The organism is Pseudomonas sp. LBUM1659 (assembly GCF_059716045.1).
The window spans coordinates 179,276-198,348 of the sequence record NZ_CP166797.1; the positions used below are offsets into that span (position 1 = coordinate 179,276).

The 19,073-nt window shown below is 58.7% G+C and carries 18 protein-coding genes; 15 read left to right on the plus strand and 3 right to left on the minus strand.

Features of this window, described 5'->3' with window-relative positions; genetic code table 11:
- The first annotated feature begins 38 nt into the window (after positions 1-38).
- The 10 genes from ACA048_RS00735 (at position 39) to ACA048_RS00780 (ending at position 13,119) form a co-directional block, all read left to right on the plus strand.
- Complete coding sequence (locus tag ACA048_RS00735) at positions 39-2,195, plus strand: type I secretion system permease/ATPase (protein ID WP_497627537.1); 2,157 nt, start codon at positions 39-41, stop codon at positions 2,193-2,195.
- Entirely contained in the window at positions 2,185-3,552 is a 1,368-nt protein-coding gene (locus ACA048_RS00740; protein ID WP_452628876.1) for an HlyD family type I secretion periplasmic adaptor subunit, read from the plus strand. Before ACA048_RS00735 ends, ACA048_RS00740 begins: the two co-directional genes overlap by 11 nt.
- Positions 3,553-3,873: 321 nt before the next feature.
- A complete protein-coding gene (locus tag ACA048_RS00745) occupies positions 3,874-4,776 on the plus strand; it encodes a TauD/TfdA dioxygenase family protein (protein WP_497627538.1) in 903 nt (300 codons plus the stop codon).
- Positions 4,777-4,793: 17 nt separating this feature from the next.
- Positions 4,794-5,819, plus strand: coding sequence for an ABC transporter substrate-binding protein (locus ACA048_RS00750; protein ID WP_497627539.1), 1,026 nt, complete (start codon positions 4,794-4,796; stop codon positions 5,817-5,819).
- Positions 5,820-5,824: 5 nt separating this feature from the next.
- Positions 5,825-6,685 carry an ABC transporter ATP-binding protein gene (locus ACA048_RS00755; RefSeq protein WP_497627540.1) on the plus strand — a complete coding sequence of 287 codons (861 nt, stop codon included), beginning with the start codon at positions 5,825-5,827 and terminating at the stop codon, positions 6,683-6,685.
- Positions 6,686-6,705: 20 nt separating this feature from the next.
- Complete coding sequence (locus ACA048_RS00760) at positions 6,706-7,572, plus strand: ABC transporter permease (protein WP_497627541.1); 867 nt, start codon at positions 6,706-6,708, stop codon at positions 7,570-7,572.
- Positions 7,573-7,770: 198 nt separating this feature from the next.
- A complete protein-coding gene (locus tag ACA048_RS00765; RefSeq protein ID WP_497627542.1) occupies positions 7,771-8,691 on the plus strand; it encodes a LysR family transcriptional regulator in 921 nt (306 codons plus the stop codon).
- A 218-nt stretch (positions 8,692-8,909) separates the two neighbouring features.
- Positions 8,910-10,445 carry an MFS transporter gene (locus ACA048_RS00770; protein WP_497627543.1) on the plus strand — a complete coding sequence of 512 codons (1,536 nt, stop codon included), beginning with the start codon at positions 8,910-8,912 and terminating at the stop codon, positions 10,443-10,445.
- A 26-nt stretch (positions 10,446-10,471) separates the two neighbouring features.
- Positions 10,472-11,536 (plus strand): HlyD family secretion protein, encoded by a 1,065-nt coding sequence (locus ACA048_RS00775; protein WP_497627544.1) that lies wholly within the window; start codon positions 10,472-10,474, stop codon positions 11,534-11,536.
- Entirely contained in the window at positions 11,533-13,119 is a 1,587-nt protein-coding gene (locus tag ACA048_RS00780; protein WP_497627545.1) for an efflux transporter outer membrane subunit, read from the plus strand. The genes ACA048_RS00775 and ACA048_RS00780 overlap by 4 nt, the downstream gene beginning before the upstream one ends.
- A 10-nt stretch (positions 13,120-13,129) precedes the next feature.
- On the opposite strand, the gene ACA048_RS00785 is transcribed toward ACA048_RS00780, so the two are convergent.
- On the minus strand, positions 13,130-13,789 hold the full coding sequence (locus ACA048_RS00785) for an NYN domain-containing protein (RefSeq protein ID WP_497627546.1): 660 nt from the start codon (positions 13,787-13,789) through the stop codon (positions 13,130-13,132).
- 585 nt (positions 13,790-14,374) lie between these two features.
- Here ACA048_RS00785 and ACA048_RS00790 point away from each other — a divergent pair.
- Positions 14,375-15,946, plus strand: a complete 1,572-nt coding sequence (locus ACA048_RS00790) for a glycosyltransferase family 39 protein (RefSeq protein ID WP_497627547.1) — start codon at positions 14,375-14,377, stop codon at positions 15,944-15,946.
- A gap of 35 nt (positions 15,947-15,981) precedes the next feature.
- Here ACA048_RS00790 and ACA048_RS00795 read toward each other — a convergent pair whose 3' ends face one another.
- Both ACA048_RS00795 and ACA048_RS00800 read right to left on the minus strand, forming a co-directional pair.
- The gene (locus tag ACA048_RS00795) at positions 15,982-16,740 is read right to left on the minus strand and encodes a slipin family protein (RefSeq protein WP_027926014.1); all 759 of its coding nucleotides are present in this window, start codon (positions 16,738-16,740) and stop codon (positions 15,982-15,984) included.
- Positions 16,741-16,742: 2 nt separating this feature from the next.
- Positions 16,743-17,276 carry an NfeD family protein gene (locus tag ACA048_RS00800; RefSeq protein WP_497627548.1) on the minus strand — a complete coding sequence of 178 codons (534 nt, stop codon included), beginning with the start codon at positions 17,274-17,276 and terminating at the stop codon, positions 16,743-16,745.
- 199 nt (positions 17,277-17,475) lie between these two features.
- Here ACA048_RS00800 and ACA048_RS00805 point away from each other — a divergent pair, with 199 nt between their 5' ends.
- The 4 genes from ACA048_RS00805 (at position 17,476) to ACA048_RS00820 (ending at position 18,885) form a co-directional block, all read left to right on the plus strand.
- Positions 17,476-17,937, plus strand: a complete 462-nt coding sequence (locus tag ACA048_RS00805) for an aminoacyl-tRNA deacylase (RefSeq protein ID WP_497627549.1) — start codon at positions 17,476-17,478, stop codon at positions 17,935-17,937.
- Between the two features lie 116 nt (positions 17,938-18,053).
- Positions 18,054-18,299, plus strand: a complete 246-nt coding sequence (locus tag ACA048_RS00810) for a DUF2789 domain-containing protein (protein WP_497627550.1) — start codon at positions 18,054-18,056, stop codon at positions 18,297-18,299.
- A 90-nt stretch (positions 18,300-18,389) separates the two neighbouring features.
- Complete coding sequence (locus tag ACA048_RS00815) at positions 18,390-18,614, plus strand: type II toxin-antitoxin system Phd/YefM family antitoxin (protein ID WP_497627551.1); 225 nt, start codon at positions 18,390-18,392, stop codon at positions 18,612-18,614.
- Positions 18,604-18,885, plus strand: coding sequence for a type II toxin-antitoxin system RelE family toxin (locus tag ACA048_RS00820; RefSeq protein WP_497627552.1), 282 nt, complete (start codon positions 18,604-18,606; stop codon positions 18,883-18,885). The genes ACA048_RS00815 and ACA048_RS00820 overlap by 11 nt, the downstream gene beginning before the upstream one ends.
- The last annotated feature ends 188 nt before the right edge of the window (positions 18,886-19,073 follow it).

Sequence of the window (19,073 nt, forward strand, 5' to 3'; positions counted from 1 at the left end):
GAGTCCTCCCTTTTTACCGTTAGCCAAGAGTGTCGAGCGTGGAATCAGAAGTCAGTCGGGTTCAACTCATCCATGATCCACGCACGCTGCATGACGATCCGTTGCTGGATGGCCTGCTAGCCCTTTGCACATTGCACCAGAAGCCGGCCAGCGCCGCGATGCTGACCACCGGCCTGCCGTTGCCCAAGCAACGCCTGAGCGTCGAGTTGCTACCTCGCGCAGCGGCTCGCGCCGGCCTGCAAGGTCGGGTGCTGCAACGCAAGCTTGAGCAGATTCCGGCGATTGCGCTGCCGGCATTGTTGTTGCTCAAGGACGGTCGCAGTGCGGTTCTGCTTGGCTGGCTGGGTGACGACCAGGCCCGCGTGCTGCTAAACGAAAGCGATGGCGGCGAAAGTGTCGTCAGTCGCGAATTGCTCGCCGACGACTACACCGGCAAAGTGTTTTTTGCTCAACCCCAGCATAAATTCGACGTCAACCACGGCACGCTGATCCCGCGCGCACGCTCGTGGTTCCGCGACACCCTCAAGCGTTCGCGCTGGCTCTACGCTGACGCCATCGCCGCCAGTTTCCTGATCAACATCATCGCCATGGCCGCGCCGCTGTTCGTGATGAACGTCTACGACCGTGTCGTGCCAAACCAGGCCGAATCGACCCTGTGGGTATTGGCCATCGGCATTACCGGTGCTTACCTGTTCGACCTGATCCTCAAGAGTCTGCGCAGTCTGTGCCTGGACCTGGCCGGCAAGAAAACCGACCTGATCATCTCCGCCACGTTGTTCGAACGCATCGTCGGCATGGCCATGAAGTACCGCCCGGCCCGGGTCGGCAGCTTCGCCCAGAACATTCATGAATTTCAAAGCCTGCGCGATTTCCTCGCCTCGCTGACGCTGACCAGCCTGATCGATCTGCCATTTACGCTGCTGATCTTCATGGTCATCGCAATTATCGGCGGGCACCTGGTGTGGATTCCGGTGCTGGCGTTCCCGATTGCCTTGCTGATCGGCTATGCACTGCAGAAGCCGCTGGTGGCAACCATGGAGCGAACCATGGCCTTGGGCGCCGAGCGCCAGTCGAGCCTGATCGAAACCCTCGCTGGCCTCGACGCGGTGAAGGTCAACAACGCCGAAAGCGAACGTCAGTATCAGTGGGAACAAACCATTGGCACCCTCAGCCGCCTCGAACTGCGGGTGAAAATGCTCTCCGGCCTGGCGATGAACATCACGTTGCTGATCCAGCAGCTGGCCGGGGTCATCATGATCGTCTTCGGCGTGTACCAGATCATCGCCGGCAACCTGAGCATGGGCGGTCTGATTGCCTGCTACATGCTCAGCGGTCGTGCCCTCAGCCCGCTGGCTTCGCTGTCCGGCCTGCTGACGCGTTACCAGCAAGCGCGGGTGACCATGACCTCGGTCGATCAAATGATGGAGTTGCCGCAAGAGCGCAACTTCGAAGAGCGCCCGCTGAGCCGCAAGGTGCTGCAAGGCGGCATCGAGTGCCGGCAGATGAACTTCACCTACCCGGGCCAGCAGAACCTGGCGCTGAAGAACATCAACCTGAGCATCAAGCCGGGCGAGAAGATCGGCATCATCGGTCGCAGCGGTTCGGGCAAAAGCTCCCTGGCCAAACTGGTAGTGGGGCTGTACCAGCCGGACGACGGCGCGCTGTTGGTGGATGGCGTCGACATTCGCCAGATCGACGTGAGCGAATTGCGCCACAACATCGGCTACGTGGCGCAGGACATCCAACTGCTGGCGGGCACCCTTCGCGACAACCTGGTGTCGGGCGCACGTTATGTCGAAGACGAATTGGTCTTGCAAGCCGCCGAACTGGCCGGCGTGCATGAATTCGCCCGTCTGCACCCGCAAGGTTATGAGCTGCAAGTCGGTGAGCGCGGGCAGAACCTGTCTGGCGGTCAGCGCCAGAACGTCGCGCTGGCCCGGGCATTGCTGCTCAATCCGCCGATTCTGCTGCTCGACGAACCGACCAGCGCCATGGACAACACCGGTGAAGAACGCCTCAAACAACGCCTCGCGGCCATGATTGAAAGCAAGACCGTGGTGCTGGTCACGCACCGGGCTTCACTGTTGTCGCTGGTGGATCGCTTGATTGTCATCGACCGTGGACAAATTCTCGCCGATGGCCCGAAAGCCGTCGTGATGGAAGCGTTGAAGAAGGGGCAGATCAGTGTTGCTTAAGTCGGGTTTCAAGAATGCGATCGGTCGTTACTTCAAAGGCTCCGATTCGCTGCATGGCCAGCCTTTGCCCGAGGTCAACAAAGCCCTCATCGAAGACGCCCCGCGTGTGGTGCGGTTGACGATCTGGGCAATCATCGGATTTTTCGTGTTTCTGATGCTCTGGGCCAACTACGCGGTGATCGACGAGGTCACCAAGGGCGACGGCAAGGCGATTCCGTCGTCCAAGATCCAGAAAATCCAGAACCTTGAAGGCGGGATCGTCTCTGAGTTGTTCGTCAAGGAAGGGCAGATCGTTGAGGCCGGTGCGCCGCTGATTCGCCTGGACGATACGCGCTTTGCCTCCAACGTCGGTGAAACCGAAGCGGATCGGTTGTCGATGCTGCTGCGGGTTGAGCGCTTGAGTGCGGAAGTTGACGATCGTCCACTGAATTTCCCGGCGGATGTGCTCAAAGCCGTGCCCATTCAGGCGGCCAGCGAAGAGTCGCTGTACACCAGCCGTCGTCAGCAACTGCACGATGAAATCGGTGGTTTGCAGGAGCAATTGATCCAGCGTCAGCAAGAGCTGCGTGAATTCACCTCCAAGCAGTCGCAGTACCGAAACGGGCTGGCACTGCAGCGCCAGGAAATCAACATGTCCGAGCCGTTGGTGGCCCAGGGCGCGGTGTCGCCGGTTGAAGTGCTGCGACTCAAACGTGGGGAAGTCGAAACGCGCGGGCAACTGGATGCCACGACGCTGGCGATCCCTCGTGCCGAATCGGCGATCAAGGAAGTGCAGCGCAAGATCGACGAGACGCGTGGCAAATTCCGCAGCGAAGCGCTGACCCAACTGAACGAAGCGCGCACCGATCTGAACAAGGCTCAGGCCACCGGCAAAGCGCTGGAAGACCGGGTCAGCCGGACGCTGGTGACATCGCCGGTACGTGGCATCGTCAACAAGTTGTTGGTGAACACCATTGGCGGCGTGATTCAGCCGGGCAGCGATCTGGTGGAAATCGTGCCGCTGGACGACACCTTGCTGGTCGAGGCGAAGGTTCGCCCGCAAGACATCGCCTTCCTGCATCCGGGGCAAGAAGCGACGGTGAAGTTCACGGCGTACGACTACACCATTTATGGTGGGTTGAAGGCCAAGCTTGAACAGATCGGCGCTGACACCATTACCGATGAAGACAAGAAAAACACCTACTACATCATCAAGCTGCGCACTGATCGCAGCCATCTGGGGACGGATGAAAAGCCGTTGCTGATCATTCCGGGGATGGTGGCGTCGGTGGATATCATCACCGGCAAAAAGTCGGTGCTCAGCTATTTGCTCAAGCCGATTATCCGGGCGCGGGCCGAGGCGCTGCACGAGCGGTAGTCCCCCGGTGTGGCTGATGGCCTCATCGTCGGAACGCAGCGCCCGGACCAAGCCTGGCTCCTACAGAGACAGTGTTGATCACACGATCCCTGTAGGAGCCGAGCTTGCTCGCGATGGCGGCCTAACCGACAACACACCTCAAAAGCCATATCGTTATTCATTAACGGTATTTAAATTTAAATTCTTATATCTATAAAGTCACTCTTCTGCGTACCCGCCGACCAATCGGCGCGCCGCACGACACGAACCAACACGGGACCTCCGTGAGTTTCTTGATCGACGCGCGCGCCTTTGAGCGTGCCGTGCGTGGGAGTGATTTTTATGTCAGCTGTCTCTTTGTCTTCAGCGAATGCCTCTCAAAGCATCGCGCCTCAAACCTTTGACATCCGCCCGTTCAGCGGCGCGGTCGGTGCCGAAATCATCGGCCTCGACCTGTCTCGGCCAATCAACGATCAGGACTTCGCCCGTATCCATCGCGCGCACCTGGATCATCACGTCGTGGTGTTCCGCGACCAGCGCATTACCCCTGAGCAGCAGATCGTCTTCAGCCGTCGATTCGGCGTGTTGCAGATTCATGTGCTCAAGCAGTTCCTGCTGGCCGGCCATCCGGAAATCCTCATCGTTTCCAACATCATCGAAAACGGCCAATCCATCGGCCTCGGTGACGCTGGCAAGTTCTGGCACTCCGATCTTTCCTATAAAGAGCTGCCCAGCCTGGGCTCGATGCTGCACGCCCAGGAGCTGCCGTCCGAAGGCGGCGACACCTTATTCGCCGACATGCACAAAGCCTGGGACAACCTGCCCGACGCGTTGCGCAAAGCAGTCGAAGGCCGATCCGCCGCGCATTCCTACACCGCGCGTTACAGCGAGACCAAATTCGAAGGCAACTGGCGCCCGACCCTGACGCCGGAGCAGCTCGCACAAGTCGCCGAAGTGATTCATCCGATCGTACGCACGCACCCGGAAAACGGACGCAAGGCGTTGTTCGTCAGCGAAGGCTTTACCACGCGCATCGTCGGTTTGCCGGAAGACGAGAGCAAGCAACTGCTTGATGAGCTCTACGCCCATAGCGTGCTGCCGCAAAACATCTACCGCCATCAATGGCAGCCCCATGACCTGGTGTTCTGGGACAACCGCTCGCTGATCCACCTCGCCGCCGGATGCCCCAGCCATCTGCGCCGCAAGCTGTTTCGCACCACCATCCAGGGCGACGCGCCTTTCTGATTTGTCGGAGAATTTTCATGACCAAACGTCTTCCATTTGCACCGCTGGCGGCCGCCATCGGCCTGGGTTTCAGCCTGATCGCCGGCAGCCTGGTGGCGCCGACTGTGGCCCACGCCGAAGGTGAAATCCGCATCGCCGAGCAGTTCGGCATTGTTTACCTGTTGCTCAATGTGGTGCGCGATCAGAACCTGATCGAGAAGTACGGCAAGCAGGAAGGCATCGACATCAAGGTCGACTGGACTCAGCTGTCTGGTGGCGCGGCGGTCAACGATGCGCTGCTCTCGGGTTCGATTGATATCGCAGGCGCTGGTGTCGGCCCGTTGCTGACGATCTGGGATCGCACCCATGGCAAGCAGAACGTCAAAGCCGTGGCTTCCCTCGGTAACTTCCCCTACTACCTGGTGAGCAACAATCCCAAGGTCAAGACCATCGCCGATTTCACCGAGAAGGATCGAATTGCGGTGCCGGCCGTTGGGGTTTCAGTGCAATCGCGTTTCCTGCAATACGCGGCGGCCAAGCAATGGGGTGACAAGGAGTTCAATCGCCTCGACAAGTACACCATCGCGGTGCCGCACCCGGACGCCACGGCCGCGTTGGTGGCCGGTGGCACCGAGTTGTCCGGGCACTTCTCCAACCCGCCATTCCAGGATCAGGAGCTGGACAACCCCAACGTCCATGTGGTGTTGAACTCCTATGACGTGCTCGGCCCGAATTCGCCAACGGTGCTGTTTGCGACCGAGAAATTCCGTGACGAGAACCCGAAAACCTACAAGGCCTTCATTGCGGCGCTGACTGAAGCGGCTGAATTTGCGCAGAACGATAAAGGCGCGGCAGCCGACACGTACCTGCGCGTCACCAAGGCGAAAATCGATCACGCCGCGTTGCTGAAAATCATCGACAACCCGCAATTCGAATTCAGCATCACGCCGAAAAATACGTATCCACTGGCCGAGTTTCTCTACCGCGTCGGTGCGATCAAAAACAAACCGGATTCGTGGAAGGACTACTTCTTCCAGGACACCAAACCGCTGCAAGGGAGCTGATCGTCATGAACGCCCCTTTGCAAGGCCACACGGTCAGCAAATCGAACACGGCAGCCCAAGCGCTGCTGTCGGTCGACAATGTCAGCCTCGAATACCGCACGCCACAGCGTGTGGTGCGAGCGACCCATCAAGTCAGTTTTGAAATCGATCCGGCGGACCGCTTTGTGCTGCTCGGCCCGTCGGGTTGCGGTAAATCGACGTTGCTCAAGGCTGTCGCCGGTTTTATTCAGCCTTGTGAGGGTGAGATTCGCCTGCAAGGGCAAACTGTCCACGCGCCGGGCCCGGATCGAATTGTGGTGTTCCAGGAGTTCGATCAACTGCCACCGTGGAAAACCGTCAAACAGAACGTCATGTTTCCGCTGCTGGCGTCCAAAACACTCAAGCGTAAAGAGGCTGAAGAGCGGGCACTGCACTCTCTGGAAAAGGTGGGGCTGGCGGCGTTTGCCGATGCTTATCCGCATACCTTGTCCGGTGGCATGAAAGCGCGAGTCGCCATTGCACGAGCGCTGGCGATGCAACCGAAAATCCTCCTGATGGACGAACCCTTCGCCGCGCTGGATGCGCTGACCCGCCGCAAGATGCAGGAAGAATTGCTGCTGCTCTGGGAAGAGGTGCGTTTCACGCTGCTGTTTGTCACGCACTCTATCGAAGAGGCGCTAGTGGTGGGCAATCGCATTTTGCTGTTGTCGCCGCATCCGGGCCGGGTACGGGCAGAAGTCCACAGCCATCAATACGATTTGCACAGCCTCGGCGGCGTTGCGTTTCAGGAGTCGGCGCGACGGATTCATCGGTTGTTGTTCGATGAAGGGCAATCTCCGGAAACCGAGCGTGAGCTGGATTTCTCCGATATTCGCATCGCTTATTGAGCCATTGAGAGGTTTGCCCGATGAGCCATTTATCATCTGTGCGTGAAGAGTTCGAAACTGTTTTACAGCCGCTGACCAGCGTACCGCTGGAGCGTGAACTGCCGCTTGGTCAGCGCCTCTGGCAACAGGGCTGGATTCGTAAAAGTCTGATCCTGATTTTGCTGGCAGCGCTGTGGGAAGTGGTTGCCCGTGTTCAAAACAACGACCTGCTGCTGCCGAGTTTTCTGCAAACCGCCAGCGCGCTGTATGACGGTTTGCTCACTGGCGAATTGCTGGGCAAGGTCTGGATTTCGTTGGTGGTGTTGCTCAAGGGTTATCTGATCGGCATCGTCCTGGCATTTGCCCTGACCACATTGGCGGTGTCGACCCAGTTTGGTCGCGACCTGTTGAGCACATTGACCTCGATGTTCAACCCGCTGCCGGCGATTGCGTTGTTGCCACTGGCACTGCTGTGGTTCGGCCTGGGGCAGAACAGCCTGATTTTTGTGCTGGTGCACTCAGTGCTTTGGGCCTTGGCCTTGAACACCTACGCCGGGTTTCTCGGAGTCTCGGAAACCCTGCGCATGGCCGGGCGCAATTACGGCCTCAAGGGCATGCGGTTCGTGCTGTTTATCCTGATCCCGGCCGCGTTGCCATCGATCCTTGCCGGGCTGAAAATCGGCTGGGCCTTCGCCTGGCGCACGTTGATCGCTGCGGAACTGGTGTTTGGCGCGACCAGCGGCAAGGGTGGGTTGGGTTGGTACATATTCCAGAACCGCAACGAACTCTACACCGACAAAGTCTTTGCCGGGTTGGCGGTGGTGATCCTGATCGGGTTGCTGGTGGAGAACTTGGTGTTCGACACGCTGGAGCGGGTGACCGTGAAGCGGTGGGGGATGCAGCGGTAAGTTGCGGCGTCTGGTCTGACGCCTTCGCGAGCAGGCTCACTCCTACAGGGCGATGTGTCGAACACATAGTCCGCATCCACTGAAGATTACTGTGGGAGTGAGCCTGCTCGCGATGGGGGCAGTCCAGCCACCGCATCAGTTGGAGATGTTTGCTAGCATTGCGTCTGAATCAATCCAGATCAGCCAAGAGTGCTCAGCATGCAACTCCCGGACATGAACCTGTTGGTCGCCCTCGACGCGTTGCTCGATGAAGGCAGTGTGGTCGGCGCTGCACGGCGGATGAACCTCAGCCCGGCGGCCATGAGCCGAACGCTGACGCGGATACGCGAGGCCATCGGCGACCCGATCCTGGTGCGTGCCGGTCGTGGTTTGGTGCCGACGCCCAAGGCGCTGGAATTACGTGAGCAGGTACGTGATGTGGTCGAGCAGGCCGCGTTGCTGTTTCGCTCGGCCGATGTGGTAGATCTCGGTTCGTTGCGCCGACGGTTCAGCATCCGCGCCAATGACTTTTTCGTCGGCGTCTATGGCGGCAAACTGTTTGACACTATGGAGCGCCAAGCGCCGCATTGTGAATTGCGATTTGTGCCGGAGGGCGATGGCGATGATGAAGCGCTGCGCGAAGGGCGGATCGATTTAAGTGTGAGCAACAATCGTCCCGTCATGCCGGAAGTGAAAGTACAGAACCTGTTCTCTACGCACTTTGTCGGTCTGGTGCGCGAAGATCATCCACTGTTTGACGATGAGATTACCGCCGAACGCTACGCCGGTTTTTCTCATATCAGCATGTCGCGCCGAGGCATTGCACGCGGGCCGATCGACACGGCACTCAATGCTTTGGGGCTGGAGCGGCGGGTCGCAGTGATTGCGCCGAGCTTCCATGCGGCGATGTTCGCGTTGCCGGATTCCAATCTGATTCTGCCGGTGCCCAAGGAAGCGTTGCTAAGCGTGCGACGCCTGGGCTTGAAACTGCGCTCGTTCACGCTGCCGATTCCGTTGCCCACCCTGATGCTGACCCAGGCCTGGCACCCCAGGTTTGACAATGACCCGGCTCACCGCTGGCTGCGTGAAACCCTCAAAACCTGTTGCGATGAGACGTGGCTAGAGGCGCAACCCACCTGAAGTGACCCCAAATCTCTGTGGGAGCGAGCCTGCTCGCGATAGCGGTGGGTCAGTCACTATAGATGTTGAATGTGACGGCCCAATCGCGAGCAGGCTCGCTCCCTCAGGGTTTTTGTATTGTTGCGTCTAACGCACTTATAACCTGTCGATAAGTCAGTTTTCGTCAGGCCTCGCGCTTTTTAAACTGCCCCGGTACTCAAACCCCGGAGCAAGCAGTAATGACTTCCCTCACGGTCACGGCACCACACGCCGCGACCCGTCCAGCCGCTGTCGCACCACCGGTCTTCGGCCCGAGGATCATCATCGGTCTGGTGGGCGTGTTGTTGGCGGTGCTGGCCTCGGGCCTGAACGAGATGGTGACCAAGGTTGCCTTGGCGGACATTCGCGGCGCGTTGGCCATCGGCTACGACGAAGGCACCTGGCTGGTCGCCAGTTACACCGCAACCTCGGTGGCGGCCATGGCGTTTGCGCCATGGTGCTCGGTGACGTTTTCGTTGCGGCGTTTCACCCTCTGCGCCATCAGCGTCTTCACGCTGTTAGGCGCGTTGAGTCCGTTCGCCCCGAACTACGAAAGCCTGCTGGTCCTGCGCACGTTGCAAGGTTTGGCGGGCGGCGCGTTGCCGCCGATGTTGATGACCGTGGCGCTGCGATTCTTGCCGGCCAATGTGAAGCTCTATGGCTTGGCCGGTTATGCCCTGACAGCCACTTTCGGCCCCGGGCTCGGCACGCCATTGGCCGGGTTGTGGACCGAGTATGTCGGTTGGCAATGGACGTTTTGGCAAATCATCGTGCCGTGCCTGATCGCCCTGGTGGCGGTGTTTTACGGTTTGCCACAGGACCCGCTGCGCCTGGAGCGCTTCAGGCACTTCAACTGGCGCAGTCTGCTGCTGGGTTTTCCGGCGATCTGCCTGTTGGTGATCGGCGTTCTGCAGGGCAATCGACTGGACTGGTTCGAGTCGAGCCTGATCTGCGGATTACTCGGCGGTGGGTTGCTGTTGATGGTGCTTTTCCTGATCAATGAATGGTCGCAACCCATTCCGTTTTTCAAGATGCAGATGCTCGGCATCCGCAACCTGTCCTTCGCCTTGCTCACTCTGGCCGGGGTGCTGGTGGTGTTGCTGGCGGTGATCATCATTCCGTCCGCTTATCTGGCGCAGGTGCAGGGTTATCGCCCCATCCAGACTGCGCCGATCACACTGTTGGCAGCGTTGCCCCAGTTGATTGCGCTGCCGTTAGTGGCTGCGTTGTGCAATCTGCGATGGGTTGATTGTCGCTGGGTGTTGGGTATCGGCTTGAGCCTGTTGGCGCTGTCTTGCATCGGCGGTTCACTGCTGACGTCGGCGTGGATTCGCGACGATTTCTACGCACTGCAATGGCTGCAAATCTTCGGTCAGCCGATGGCGGTGTTGCCACTGTTGATGCTCGCGACCGGCAGCATTTCGCCCATGGAAGGACCGTTCGCCTCGGCCTGGTTCAACACGGTGAAAGGCCTGTCCGCGGTGCTCGCCACCGGCGTCATTGAGGCGTTGACCACTTCCAGGCTGCACTTCCACTCAACCATGTTGGTGGACAACCTCGGTAATTCGCCACTGGCCGACAGCGACAGCGCAGGTCTCGCTCATCGGCTGCACGAGCAAGCCGTGGTGCTGACTTCCTCCGATCTTTATCTGTGCATGGCGGGCGTCGCACTGGCGTTGATCCTGATGATTTTCTGGCTGCCGACGCGGGTTTATCCACCGCGCGCGCCGACTTGAACGCTTCACTGAAACAGAAGGTTTTTATGACGATTCAAACAAAGCAAAAAGTGGTTGTCGGTATCGCCGCCGTGGTGGCAGTCGGCGTGCTGATTTATCTGCTGACGCCCGGCCTTTTCGGGCCGCGTACGCAGCAAAAAACCAATGATGCCTTTGTCTCGGCGGACTTCACGCTGGTGGTCCCGCGCGTGGCCGGGTTTATCAAGGACGTGTTGGTGGAAGACAACCAGCAAGTCAAGGCCGGGCAGTTGCTGGCGTTGATCGATGATCGTGATCTGCGAGCCGCGGCCCAAGCGGCTGACGCCGAGACCCTGATGGCGAGAGCGCAGCTGCAAAATGCCCGGGCGACCCTTGAGCGCCAGGCTTCAGTGATCGCTCAGGCTCAAGCCTCGGTAGTATCAGCGAAGGCTGAATTGGCCTTCGCCGAGCAAGAGTTGAACCGCTACATCCACCTGGCGGGCGTTGGGGCCGGCACGGTGCAGAATGCTCAACAAGCGCGCACGCGCATCGATCAGGCCAACGCGCGGTTGGCCAATGCAACGGCAGTGCTGGCGGCGGAACGCAAGCAAGTGGACATCCTGACAGCCCAATGCGACGCCGCCGAAGGTGGGCTGAAACGTGCGCAAGCTGCCCTGGAAATCGCCAGTTACGAGCTGTCTTATACGCGCATTGTTGCGCCACAGGACGGCATTGTCGGCGAGCGCGCCGTGCGAGTCGGCGCCTATGTGACGCCGGGCAGCAAGATACTGGCGGTGGTGCCGCTGGCACAGGCTTACGTGGTCGCCAATTTTCAAGAAACTCAACTGACCAACGTACAGCCGGGGCAGAACGTGCAGCTGCGGGTCGACAGCCTCGGCGGTGAGGCCCTGAACGGTCGTGTCGAAAGCATCGCCCCGGCGACGGGCGTGACATTCGCCTCGATCAAACCGGACAACGCCACGGGCAACTTCACCAAGGTTGTGCAGCGGATCCCGGTGAAAATTGTCCTGGAACCGGGTCAGGCACTGGCCTCGCGGTTGCGAGTGGGGATGTCGGTGGAGGCGAGTATTGATACTGCGAGCGCGGTGTCGCATGAGGTGACTCAGCGATGAAGATGTTTGTTGGCTCGGCAGACGTCATCGCGAGCAGGCTCGCTCCCACATTGAATCGGTTCAATGCACACAATCTCTGCCCAAAAGGAGATCCCCTGTGGGAGCGAGCCTGCTCGCGAAGAGGCCGGTGGCCTTGCGCAGTTCTCGGCGCTTTATTGGTGACAGGCCTTTCAGCCTGCACCGTCGGCCCGGACTTTCACAAACCTCAGGCCCCGCAAATCACCGAATGGTCAAAACCGTCAAAAGCTGCTGCCAGCCAAGCCGTCACCGCAACGATCGAGGAGCGCTGGTGGGACGTGTTCCACGATCCGATACTCTCGGGCCTGACTCAACGCGCCCTGACCGATAACCTCGACTTGAAACTCGCCAGCAGCCGCTTGCAGCAAAGCCGCGCAGCGCGCCAGGTGATCACCGCCAACCGTTACCCCGGCACGGCGGCCGCTGGCAGCTATGGACGCAAACGTTACAGCGGCGAAGGCTTGAACGACCCCTCGGGACATAACGGTGACTCGGCATTCAACCTGTGGGACGCCGGCTTCTCCGCGTCCTGGGAGCTGGATTTCTGGGGGCGCGTGCGCCGCGAAACCGAAGCCGCCGACGCCACGCTTGAAGTGGCCGAAAACGATCGTCGGGGGGTGTTGCTGTCGGTGCTCGCAGAAACCGCTCAGGACTACATTCAGCTGCGCGGCGTGCAAAGCACTCGAGCCGTCACCGAGCAAAACCTCGATGTTGCCCGCCACAGTTTGAAACTCTCGCAACTGCGCCTGGCCGACGGCGTTGCCACCGACCTGGACGTCGCCGAAGCCGCCGCTCAAGTCGCCGCCATCGAATCACGCCTGCCCGAGCTGGAGCAGCGGGAGTCACAACTGATCAACGCAATGAGCCTACTGATGGGCGAACCGCCGCAAGCGCTGTACGCCGAATTATCCACAGACGCGCCCGTGCCGCAAACACGGCGACAGGTCGCTATCGGCCTGCCGTCGCAACTGGCCGAACGCCGCCCGGATATCCGCCAGGCTGAAGCGCGCTTGCATGCCGCCACGGCAAGCATCGGCGTGGCCAAGGGAGACTTCTACCCGCGGATCACCCTGTCGGGCAATGTGGGCTCACAAGCCATGCAACTCAGCGATTTTGGTTCGTGGAGCTCGCGCTCGTTCGGCATCGGCCCGCAATTCAGTCTGCCGCTGTTCGACGGCGGTCGTCTGCGCGGCGTGCTGAACTTGCGCGAAGCCCAGCAGCAGGAAGCCGCCATCGCCTACCAGCAAACCGTGTTGCGCGCCTGGCATGAAATCGACGATCAACTGACCGCCTACAACGCCCGACAACTGCGTCGCGACAGCCTCGCCGAAGCCGTGCGCCAAAACCAGATCGCCCTGCGCACTGCGCAGCAGCAATACACCGAAGGCGTGGTGGACTTCGTCAACGTGCTCACGGTGCAAGGTGCGTTGTTGGCGACTCAGGAGCAGTTGGTGGAGAGTTCGACCGGGGTATCGCTGGCGATGGTCGGGTTGTACAAGGCTTTGGGCGGGGGATGGGAGTCGGTGTATCCGGTGGCAAGTGTCGTTACCAATAATCCGGCTTGATGGCGGGGGCCTAGTGCGTCGGCACCCGGTTTGGAAATTGATGCTTTTGCAGCTCTTCTTCGGTGACGACTCGTCGCATCCCGTGTGAGTGTTCTTTTAAAGAGCCTGGCGAGGGACGGTTTAATTCAGCCCGGTGGGGAAGAATGACCCCGACTTTCATATCAGGAAAATCTTCTCGGATTGCTCTCAGGGCTGGAGTCATGTCTGTATCACTGGATACCAGCACCAGCTGTTCGATTTGGTCATGGATATGGAGTTTGGTCTGCCTTGCTGCCGTGCGATACATGCTAATTGCAATGTGGACATCTGTTTCTTTCTCTTCAAGCTTCCAGATGTCCACTTTGTCCTGGCGAGATGCGCCGATTTTTCTGTCAATGAAACGAGGGGCTTTAGCGGGCTCAAGTTTATGGCGACCATAGTGAACGGCAACATTGGTCGTCTTTAACGCGCGCACATAGGTGTCTTGAGCTTCTTTGGAGGCTCTGCCGCGAGTAGCAAGTTCTGGTTTGACGGATGAGGTGAAGTAATCAACGGAGATGATCGAACTCTGCGGATTCTCGATGTACGCGACATGGGCCAGCAAGCCTTGGAGATTAAGCCATTTATACGGTGTGCCCGCGAGTAATCCATAAAACACGTTGTAGCCATCAACAAAGAAAGCAGTTCGCAAAAACTCATACCTCAGAAACGAAAAAACCGGCCTAGGCCGGTTTCTTCACCCCAACTGCCAGTGAATTTAATCTCTGCGTACGGGGTTCAGTGGGGGGATCGTAAGTCGGGTACGGTACGGGCGTCAACCCGTAGATTGATTAACGCTCTACTCGACTTTCAGCGGCGAGCCAGTTTTGAGCATTCGTCCGGTGGATGGTCAAGGTGTTATCGACTCAATCTATTAGTGTTTGCTACAGGATGAATGTTTAAGTGCTGTATCTCTGTAAAAGTGACGATTGTCCACAGCTCATCTCGGTAACGATTGAATGTAGATTCCCCGTTTTGTGTGGGATTTATTACCGAGAGGCAGTGCAGAAAAACAATGCACCTGCTCGGAGATATTTGGCATTTTCGAAACAACCCATTTCCATCCAGTAATCGCTCACCACTTGATGCACTCCCACGTGTTTTAGCCCCCACTCGACCGTCAGGGGGATACGGCCGCCGATGGCAATGGTCGTAAAGCCAGCATCGACGACGAACCTGCACCGTCTTACAGTGATCCATAAGCTTCGTGATCTCGGGCCAGTTGCGAGGGGAGGCAATGGAAGCGCGCAGAGAAACATCACTTGGCGGCACCCAGGATCCGCACGCAGTGCCCGGTGGCTGGGCGGTGGTACAGCGTTGGCTGCGGTGGGCGCAGGAACACTGGCTGTTGCCGATTCTGGCGTTGGCGGCCTTGGTGCGTTTCTACGATCTGACCGCGGCGGCCGTCTGGGGCGACGAAGGGTCGAGCCTGCTGATGAGCCACTACTCGGTGGCTGAAATATGGGTGCATGCCGCCCATGATGTGCACCCTCCGCTGTATTTCGTGCTGCTGCATGGCTGGATCGAGCTGTTCGGCGACGGTATTTTCTCGATCCGCTGTCTCAGCGCTCTGCCTGGAATCGCCACGGTGTGGCTCGGCGTCTGGTTGGTGGACTTGATCGCCACTCGGCGTGCCGCGTTATTGGCCGGTTTTCTGCTGGCGTTGCTACCGACGGCGGTGCGTTACAGCCAGGAAGTGCGGATGTATTCGCTACTGGGCCTGTGGCTGATCGGTGCCACGATTGCGCTGGTTTACTGGATCAGGTATCCCCGGCGCACACGCTATCTGGTGGCGTATGTGCTGCTGATGAGCGCGGCGTTCTACACCCATTACTTCACCGCCCTGTGCGTGATGTGCCACTGGCTGTATCTGGGGCTGATTCGTGTACTGCCAGGCTATCGTTTGCGTAGTATTCAGCGCCCCGGCTGGTGGCTGGCGAACGTGGCAATCGTGTTGCTGTACCTGCCGTGGGTGCCGAACCTGATCGATTTGATCCAGCACATGGATCAGCTCAAAGCCAATGGCGATGTGGGGTGGGAGTCGCCGGTCACGTTCAGCTCGTTGCCGTCGATGATCTGGTCGTTGCTGACCCAGGACGATGGCGAAAACCTGCCGACGCTGATTTTTATCGCGCTGCCGCTAGCGTTGCTGGTCATGACTGGCGTGGCGCTGGCGCGGGACCGCAGCGTCATTCGCGGCAGTGTGCTGCTGGTGATCTACACGGCGTTGCCGATGCTGTTGGTGTTTGGCGTGTCATTTATCTCGCCGGTGTTCATTGAGCGCTATCTGACGGCCTATGCACTGGGGTTGCCGATGATTGTCGCACTGGCCATTGATCGCCTGTATTCAGGCTTGCGGGTGCTGGCGCTGACCGTGCTGGTGCTGTTTGTCGGCGTCGAACTGTTCGGTTTGAAGAACAACGCCTCGGTCGATCCCAACAATCAGATCAACGTATTGGTCGACTACGTTAACCGGCATTTTGCTGCTGGCGACCGGATTGTCACCAGCGACATGCTCTGGTACCTCCCCTACGTTTATTACAATCGCACTGACACCCAACCGCTGCTGTACACCCCGCTGTTGGCCAATGGTGGGTCGAGCCGGCCAAACGCCTATGGTTTCGGTACGCTGGTCACCCAGGACATTTATCTGGACCGCCTCGCCAGCTTGCCCAAAGGCACTGGGCGAGTGTGGCTGATCGGCACCGTTGGTGTGCCGGACGAGTTTGCGCCGCTGCCATCGGGCTGGCAGAACGCTGGCGAAATGCGGGCAGGATGGGTTAATGCGCGCTTGTTTGTGCGGCATTGAAAGTGTTGGCGCGATTGATGGGCCGTTACGAACTTTCACGGTTTCGACGATAAATCCGCCATTCCCTTGAGCAATTCAATCGGCAGCGGAAAGACGATGGTCGAGCTCTTGTCCCCGGCAATCGAACTTAGCGTCTGCATGTAACGCAACTGCATGGCCCCTGGCTGACGACCGAGCATTTCGGCAGCCTGCATGAGTTTTTCCGAGGCCTGCAATTCACCTTCGGCGTGGATCACTTTGGCCCGGCGTTCCCGTTCGGCTTCGGCTTGTTTGGCGATGGCACGAACCATCGATTCATTGAGGTCCACATGTTTGATCTCGACGTTGGCAACCTTGATACCCCAAGCGTCGGTCTGGGCGTCGAGTACTTGCTGGATGTCTATGTTCAATCGCTCGCGCTCGGCCAGCAGTTCGTCGAGTTCATGTTTACCGAGGACCGCTCGCAGTGTGGTCTGGGCCAATTGGCTGGTGGCCGCGAGAAAGTCTTCGACCTGGATGATCGCCTTCTGCGGATCAAGCACGCGGAAGTACAGCACCGCATTGACCTTGACCGAGACGTTGTCGCGGGTGATGACGTCTTGCGGTGGCACATCGAGGACGATGGTCCGCAGGTCGACGCGGACCATTTGCTGGACCACCGGGATCAGCAGGATCAAACCGGGGCCCTTGACCTGCCAGAAGCGTCCGAGCTGGAATACCACGCCGCGCTCGTATTCGCGCAGGATGCGAAAGGTCGACCCCGCCAGTGCAATCAGTAACAGCAGCAGCGCGGCGAAACCTACTTGCAGGCCCATGACTATTCTCCCACCGGCGCCGCGTCAGCCGCGGCCACTTGCAACAGTAAACCTATTCGCGCCACCACCCGGACGTGTTGCCCCGGTTGCAGCGGTGTCGAGCTTGAAACCTGCCAGCGCTCCCCTTGCAGATGCACCCAGCCGTTACAGGCATTGCCGGGCAGTAACGACAAGACAGGTGTCACGCTGCCCAGCAGCCCGGCATCGCCGCTGACGGTGCTGCGCGGCCGGGTTTTCAGGGCGCGAATCAGCAGGAAAATCAGCAGCAGGGCACTCACCAGCCCCAGGCCAATCATCAAGGGAACAGGTATCTCGGTGTTGGTCAGAATCACCGCGCCGATCACGAACATCACAATGCCGCCCAAACCGATCACACCGTAATTGGGCAACGCGGCCTCGGCGATCAGAAAGGCGATGCCAAACGTAATCAACCAGATCCCGATAGGGTTTGGCATCAGCAGCACAACGGTATCGGCTGCGAACACCGATCCGCTCAACGCCAACAGCAGCGCTACGACACAGCAACGAGTATTCACTTGACCCTCCGCGAGAGTCAGCAGGTGGCTCTGTATACAGTTTAGTTGAGCCTTGGCGTATCTGAATTCTGCTCACTTTTCGGCGGCCGTCCGATGGGCGGATTTCCCGCCGGAATGTGCCGGCAGGCCTAGACTTTTAGTACGAAGAAGAGCGTTAACCATCGTCCGCCCGTCACTGGCACGGACACCGAGGTGCATCATGCGTATGGCAAGAACCGTGCAGAGAAGCCTGGAAACAGCTCACTGCGAATATGACATCGTCACCCACCCCCATTCGGCCAGCAGCCTTGAAACGGCGCGGCTCGCGGGTGTTCCTGCCGAACGGGTGGCCAAGTCGGTCATCCTCGACGATCACCACGGTCATTACTTGATGGCTGTGCTCCCTGCCAGCCGTCACCTGGACCTGAGCAAAGTCCGCAGCAGCGGCGAATGGCAAGTTTCCCGGGAAAGCAATCTGGCGCACCTGTTCGATGATTGCGAACGCGGTGCTGTGCCTGCACTGGGTGAGGCCTATGGGCTGGACGTGGTCATCGACCCGCTGGTGAGCCGGCAGAAAGACATCTATCTGGAAGCCGGCAACCACATCAACCTGCTGCACATGGACATGCCGCAGTTTTTGAAAATGGTGCCGCATGCCGAGGTGCGGGAACTGAGTTACTGAGTGTTGTGTTGTCATGCTGCCGCCATCGCGAGCAGGCTCGCTCCCACAGTTAGTCGAGTGTTCAAGTGGGAGTGAGCCTGCTCGCGATAAATTTTTCATTTCACCAGGAGCCCGACATGGAATCCCCAACCCACACCCTGCCCAACCTGTTCAAGCAACTCGGTCTGGCGGATGACGCCGAAAGCATCGATAAATTCATCGCCACCCACTCACCGCTCAAGCCTGAACTGCACCTTGCTGATGCGTTTTTCTGGAGCAAGAGCCAGGCGGATTTTTTACGTGACGATATTCTCGATGATGCGGATTGGGCGGAGGTGGTGGATCAGTTGGATGTGTTGTTGAGGAAGGGGCGGGGGGTGTAGGGGGAGCAGGAGGTTTTGTTTTTTCAGGTTGGCCATAAGGCGTTAATAGACCAGTATTAAGTCTTATATATGTAGAATGTTCTGGCCGACATGGCCGTCAGTGTGTCCGAGTTGAAGAGAAATCCATCGGCGGTATTGAGCGGTGCCCATGGAGGGCCTGTTGCCGTGCTTAATCACAATCGAGTGATGGGGTACATGGTTCCAGCAAATGTTTTCGAGGCCATGATGGAGCGCCTCGATGACCTTGAATTGGCGGAAATTGTTCGGTCTCGCCGTCATGAAACGCCGGTGCCGGTAAATTTGGATGACCTATAAGCTTGAGTTCCTGCCGTCCGCACGCAAGGAATGGGGCAAGCTGGGGCATACGTTGCGTGAGCAATTCAAAAAGAAATTGGCAGAGAGACTTGAGGTGCCCCGGATCCCATCCGATTCGCTGCAAGGAATGCCTGACTGCTACAAAATAAAGTTGAAATCAGCAGGGTACTGGCTGGTGTATCAGGTTATAGAGGAGCGTGTAGTCGTTTCTGTTGTGGCAGTCGGCAAGCGAGAGCGCAGTGCAGTTTACGACCGAGCCAAACAACGCTAGCGGCAAAACACAGTTGATTTCTGCCGCATGCGCTCGCATTGCGGCATATCGCTTCGAACTCCTCATCGAACGGATAGTGCGAACCTTTTTGCCAGTTTGTTTCAAAACTTGACCACCTCTCCCTCCAAATGCCATATTGATAGTTAGCAAACTAACAGTGTGTGTTTTCCCCCGTGCCGAAAAACCTC

Bases quoted from the DNA above. Each gene is read 5' to 3' on its own strand.
- ACA048_RS00745 (WP_497627538.1), top strand. From the start codon at position 3,874: ATGTCAGCTGTCTCTTTGTCTTCAGCGAATGCCTCTCAAAGCATCGCG.
- ACA048_RS00750 (WP_497627539.1), top strand. From the start codon at position 4,794: ATGACCAAACGTCTTCCATTTGCACCGCTGGCGGCCGCCATCGGCCTG.
- ACA048_RS00755 (WP_497627540.1), top strand. From the start codon at position 5,825: ATGAACGCCCCTTTGCAAGGCCACACGGTCAGCAAATCGAACACGGCA.
- ACA048_RS00760 (WP_497627541.1), top strand. From the start codon at position 6,706: ATGAGCCATTTATCATCTGTGCGTGAAGAGTTCGAAACTGTTTTACAG.
- ACA048_RS00765 (WP_497627542.1), top strand. From the start codon at position 7,771: ATGCAACTCCCGGACATGAACCTGTTGGTCGCCCTCGACGCGTTGCTC.
- ACA048_RS00770 (WP_497627543.1), top strand. From the start codon at position 8,910: ATGACTTCCCTCACGGTCACGGCACCACACGCCGCGACCCGTCCAGCC.
- ACA048_RS00775 (WP_497627544.1), top strand. From the start codon at position 10,472: ATGACGATTCAAACAAAGCAAAAAGTGGTTGTCGGTATCGCCGCCGTG.
- ACA048_RS00780 (WP_497627545.1), top strand. From the start codon at position 11,533: ATGAAGATGTTTGTTGGCTCGGCAGACGTCATCGCGAGCAGGCTCGCT.
- ACA048_RS00790 (WP_497627547.1), top strand. From the start codon at position 14,375: ATGGAAGCGCGCAGAGAAACATCACTTGGCGGCACCCAGGATCCGCAC.
- ACA048_RS00795 (WP_027926014.1), bottom strand. From the start codon at position 16,740: ATGGGCCTGCAAGTAGGTTTCGCCGCGCTGCTGCTGTTACTGATTGCA.
- ACA048_RS00805 (WP_497627549.1), top strand. From the start codon at position 17,476: ATGCGTATGGCAAGAACCGTGCAGAGAAGCCTGGAAACAGCTCACTGC.
- ACA048_RS00810 (WP_497627550.1), top strand. From the start codon at position 18,054: ATGGAATCCCCAACCCACACCCTGCCCAACCTGTTCAAGCAACTCGGT.
- ACA048_RS00815 (WP_497627551.1), top strand. From the start codon at position 18,390: ATGGCCGTCAGTGTGTCCGAGTTGAAGAGAAATCCATCGGCGGTATTG.
- ACA048_RS00820 (WP_497627552.1), top strand. From the start codon at position 18,604: ATGACCTATAAGCTTGAGTTCCTGCCGTCCGCACGCAAGGAATGGGGC.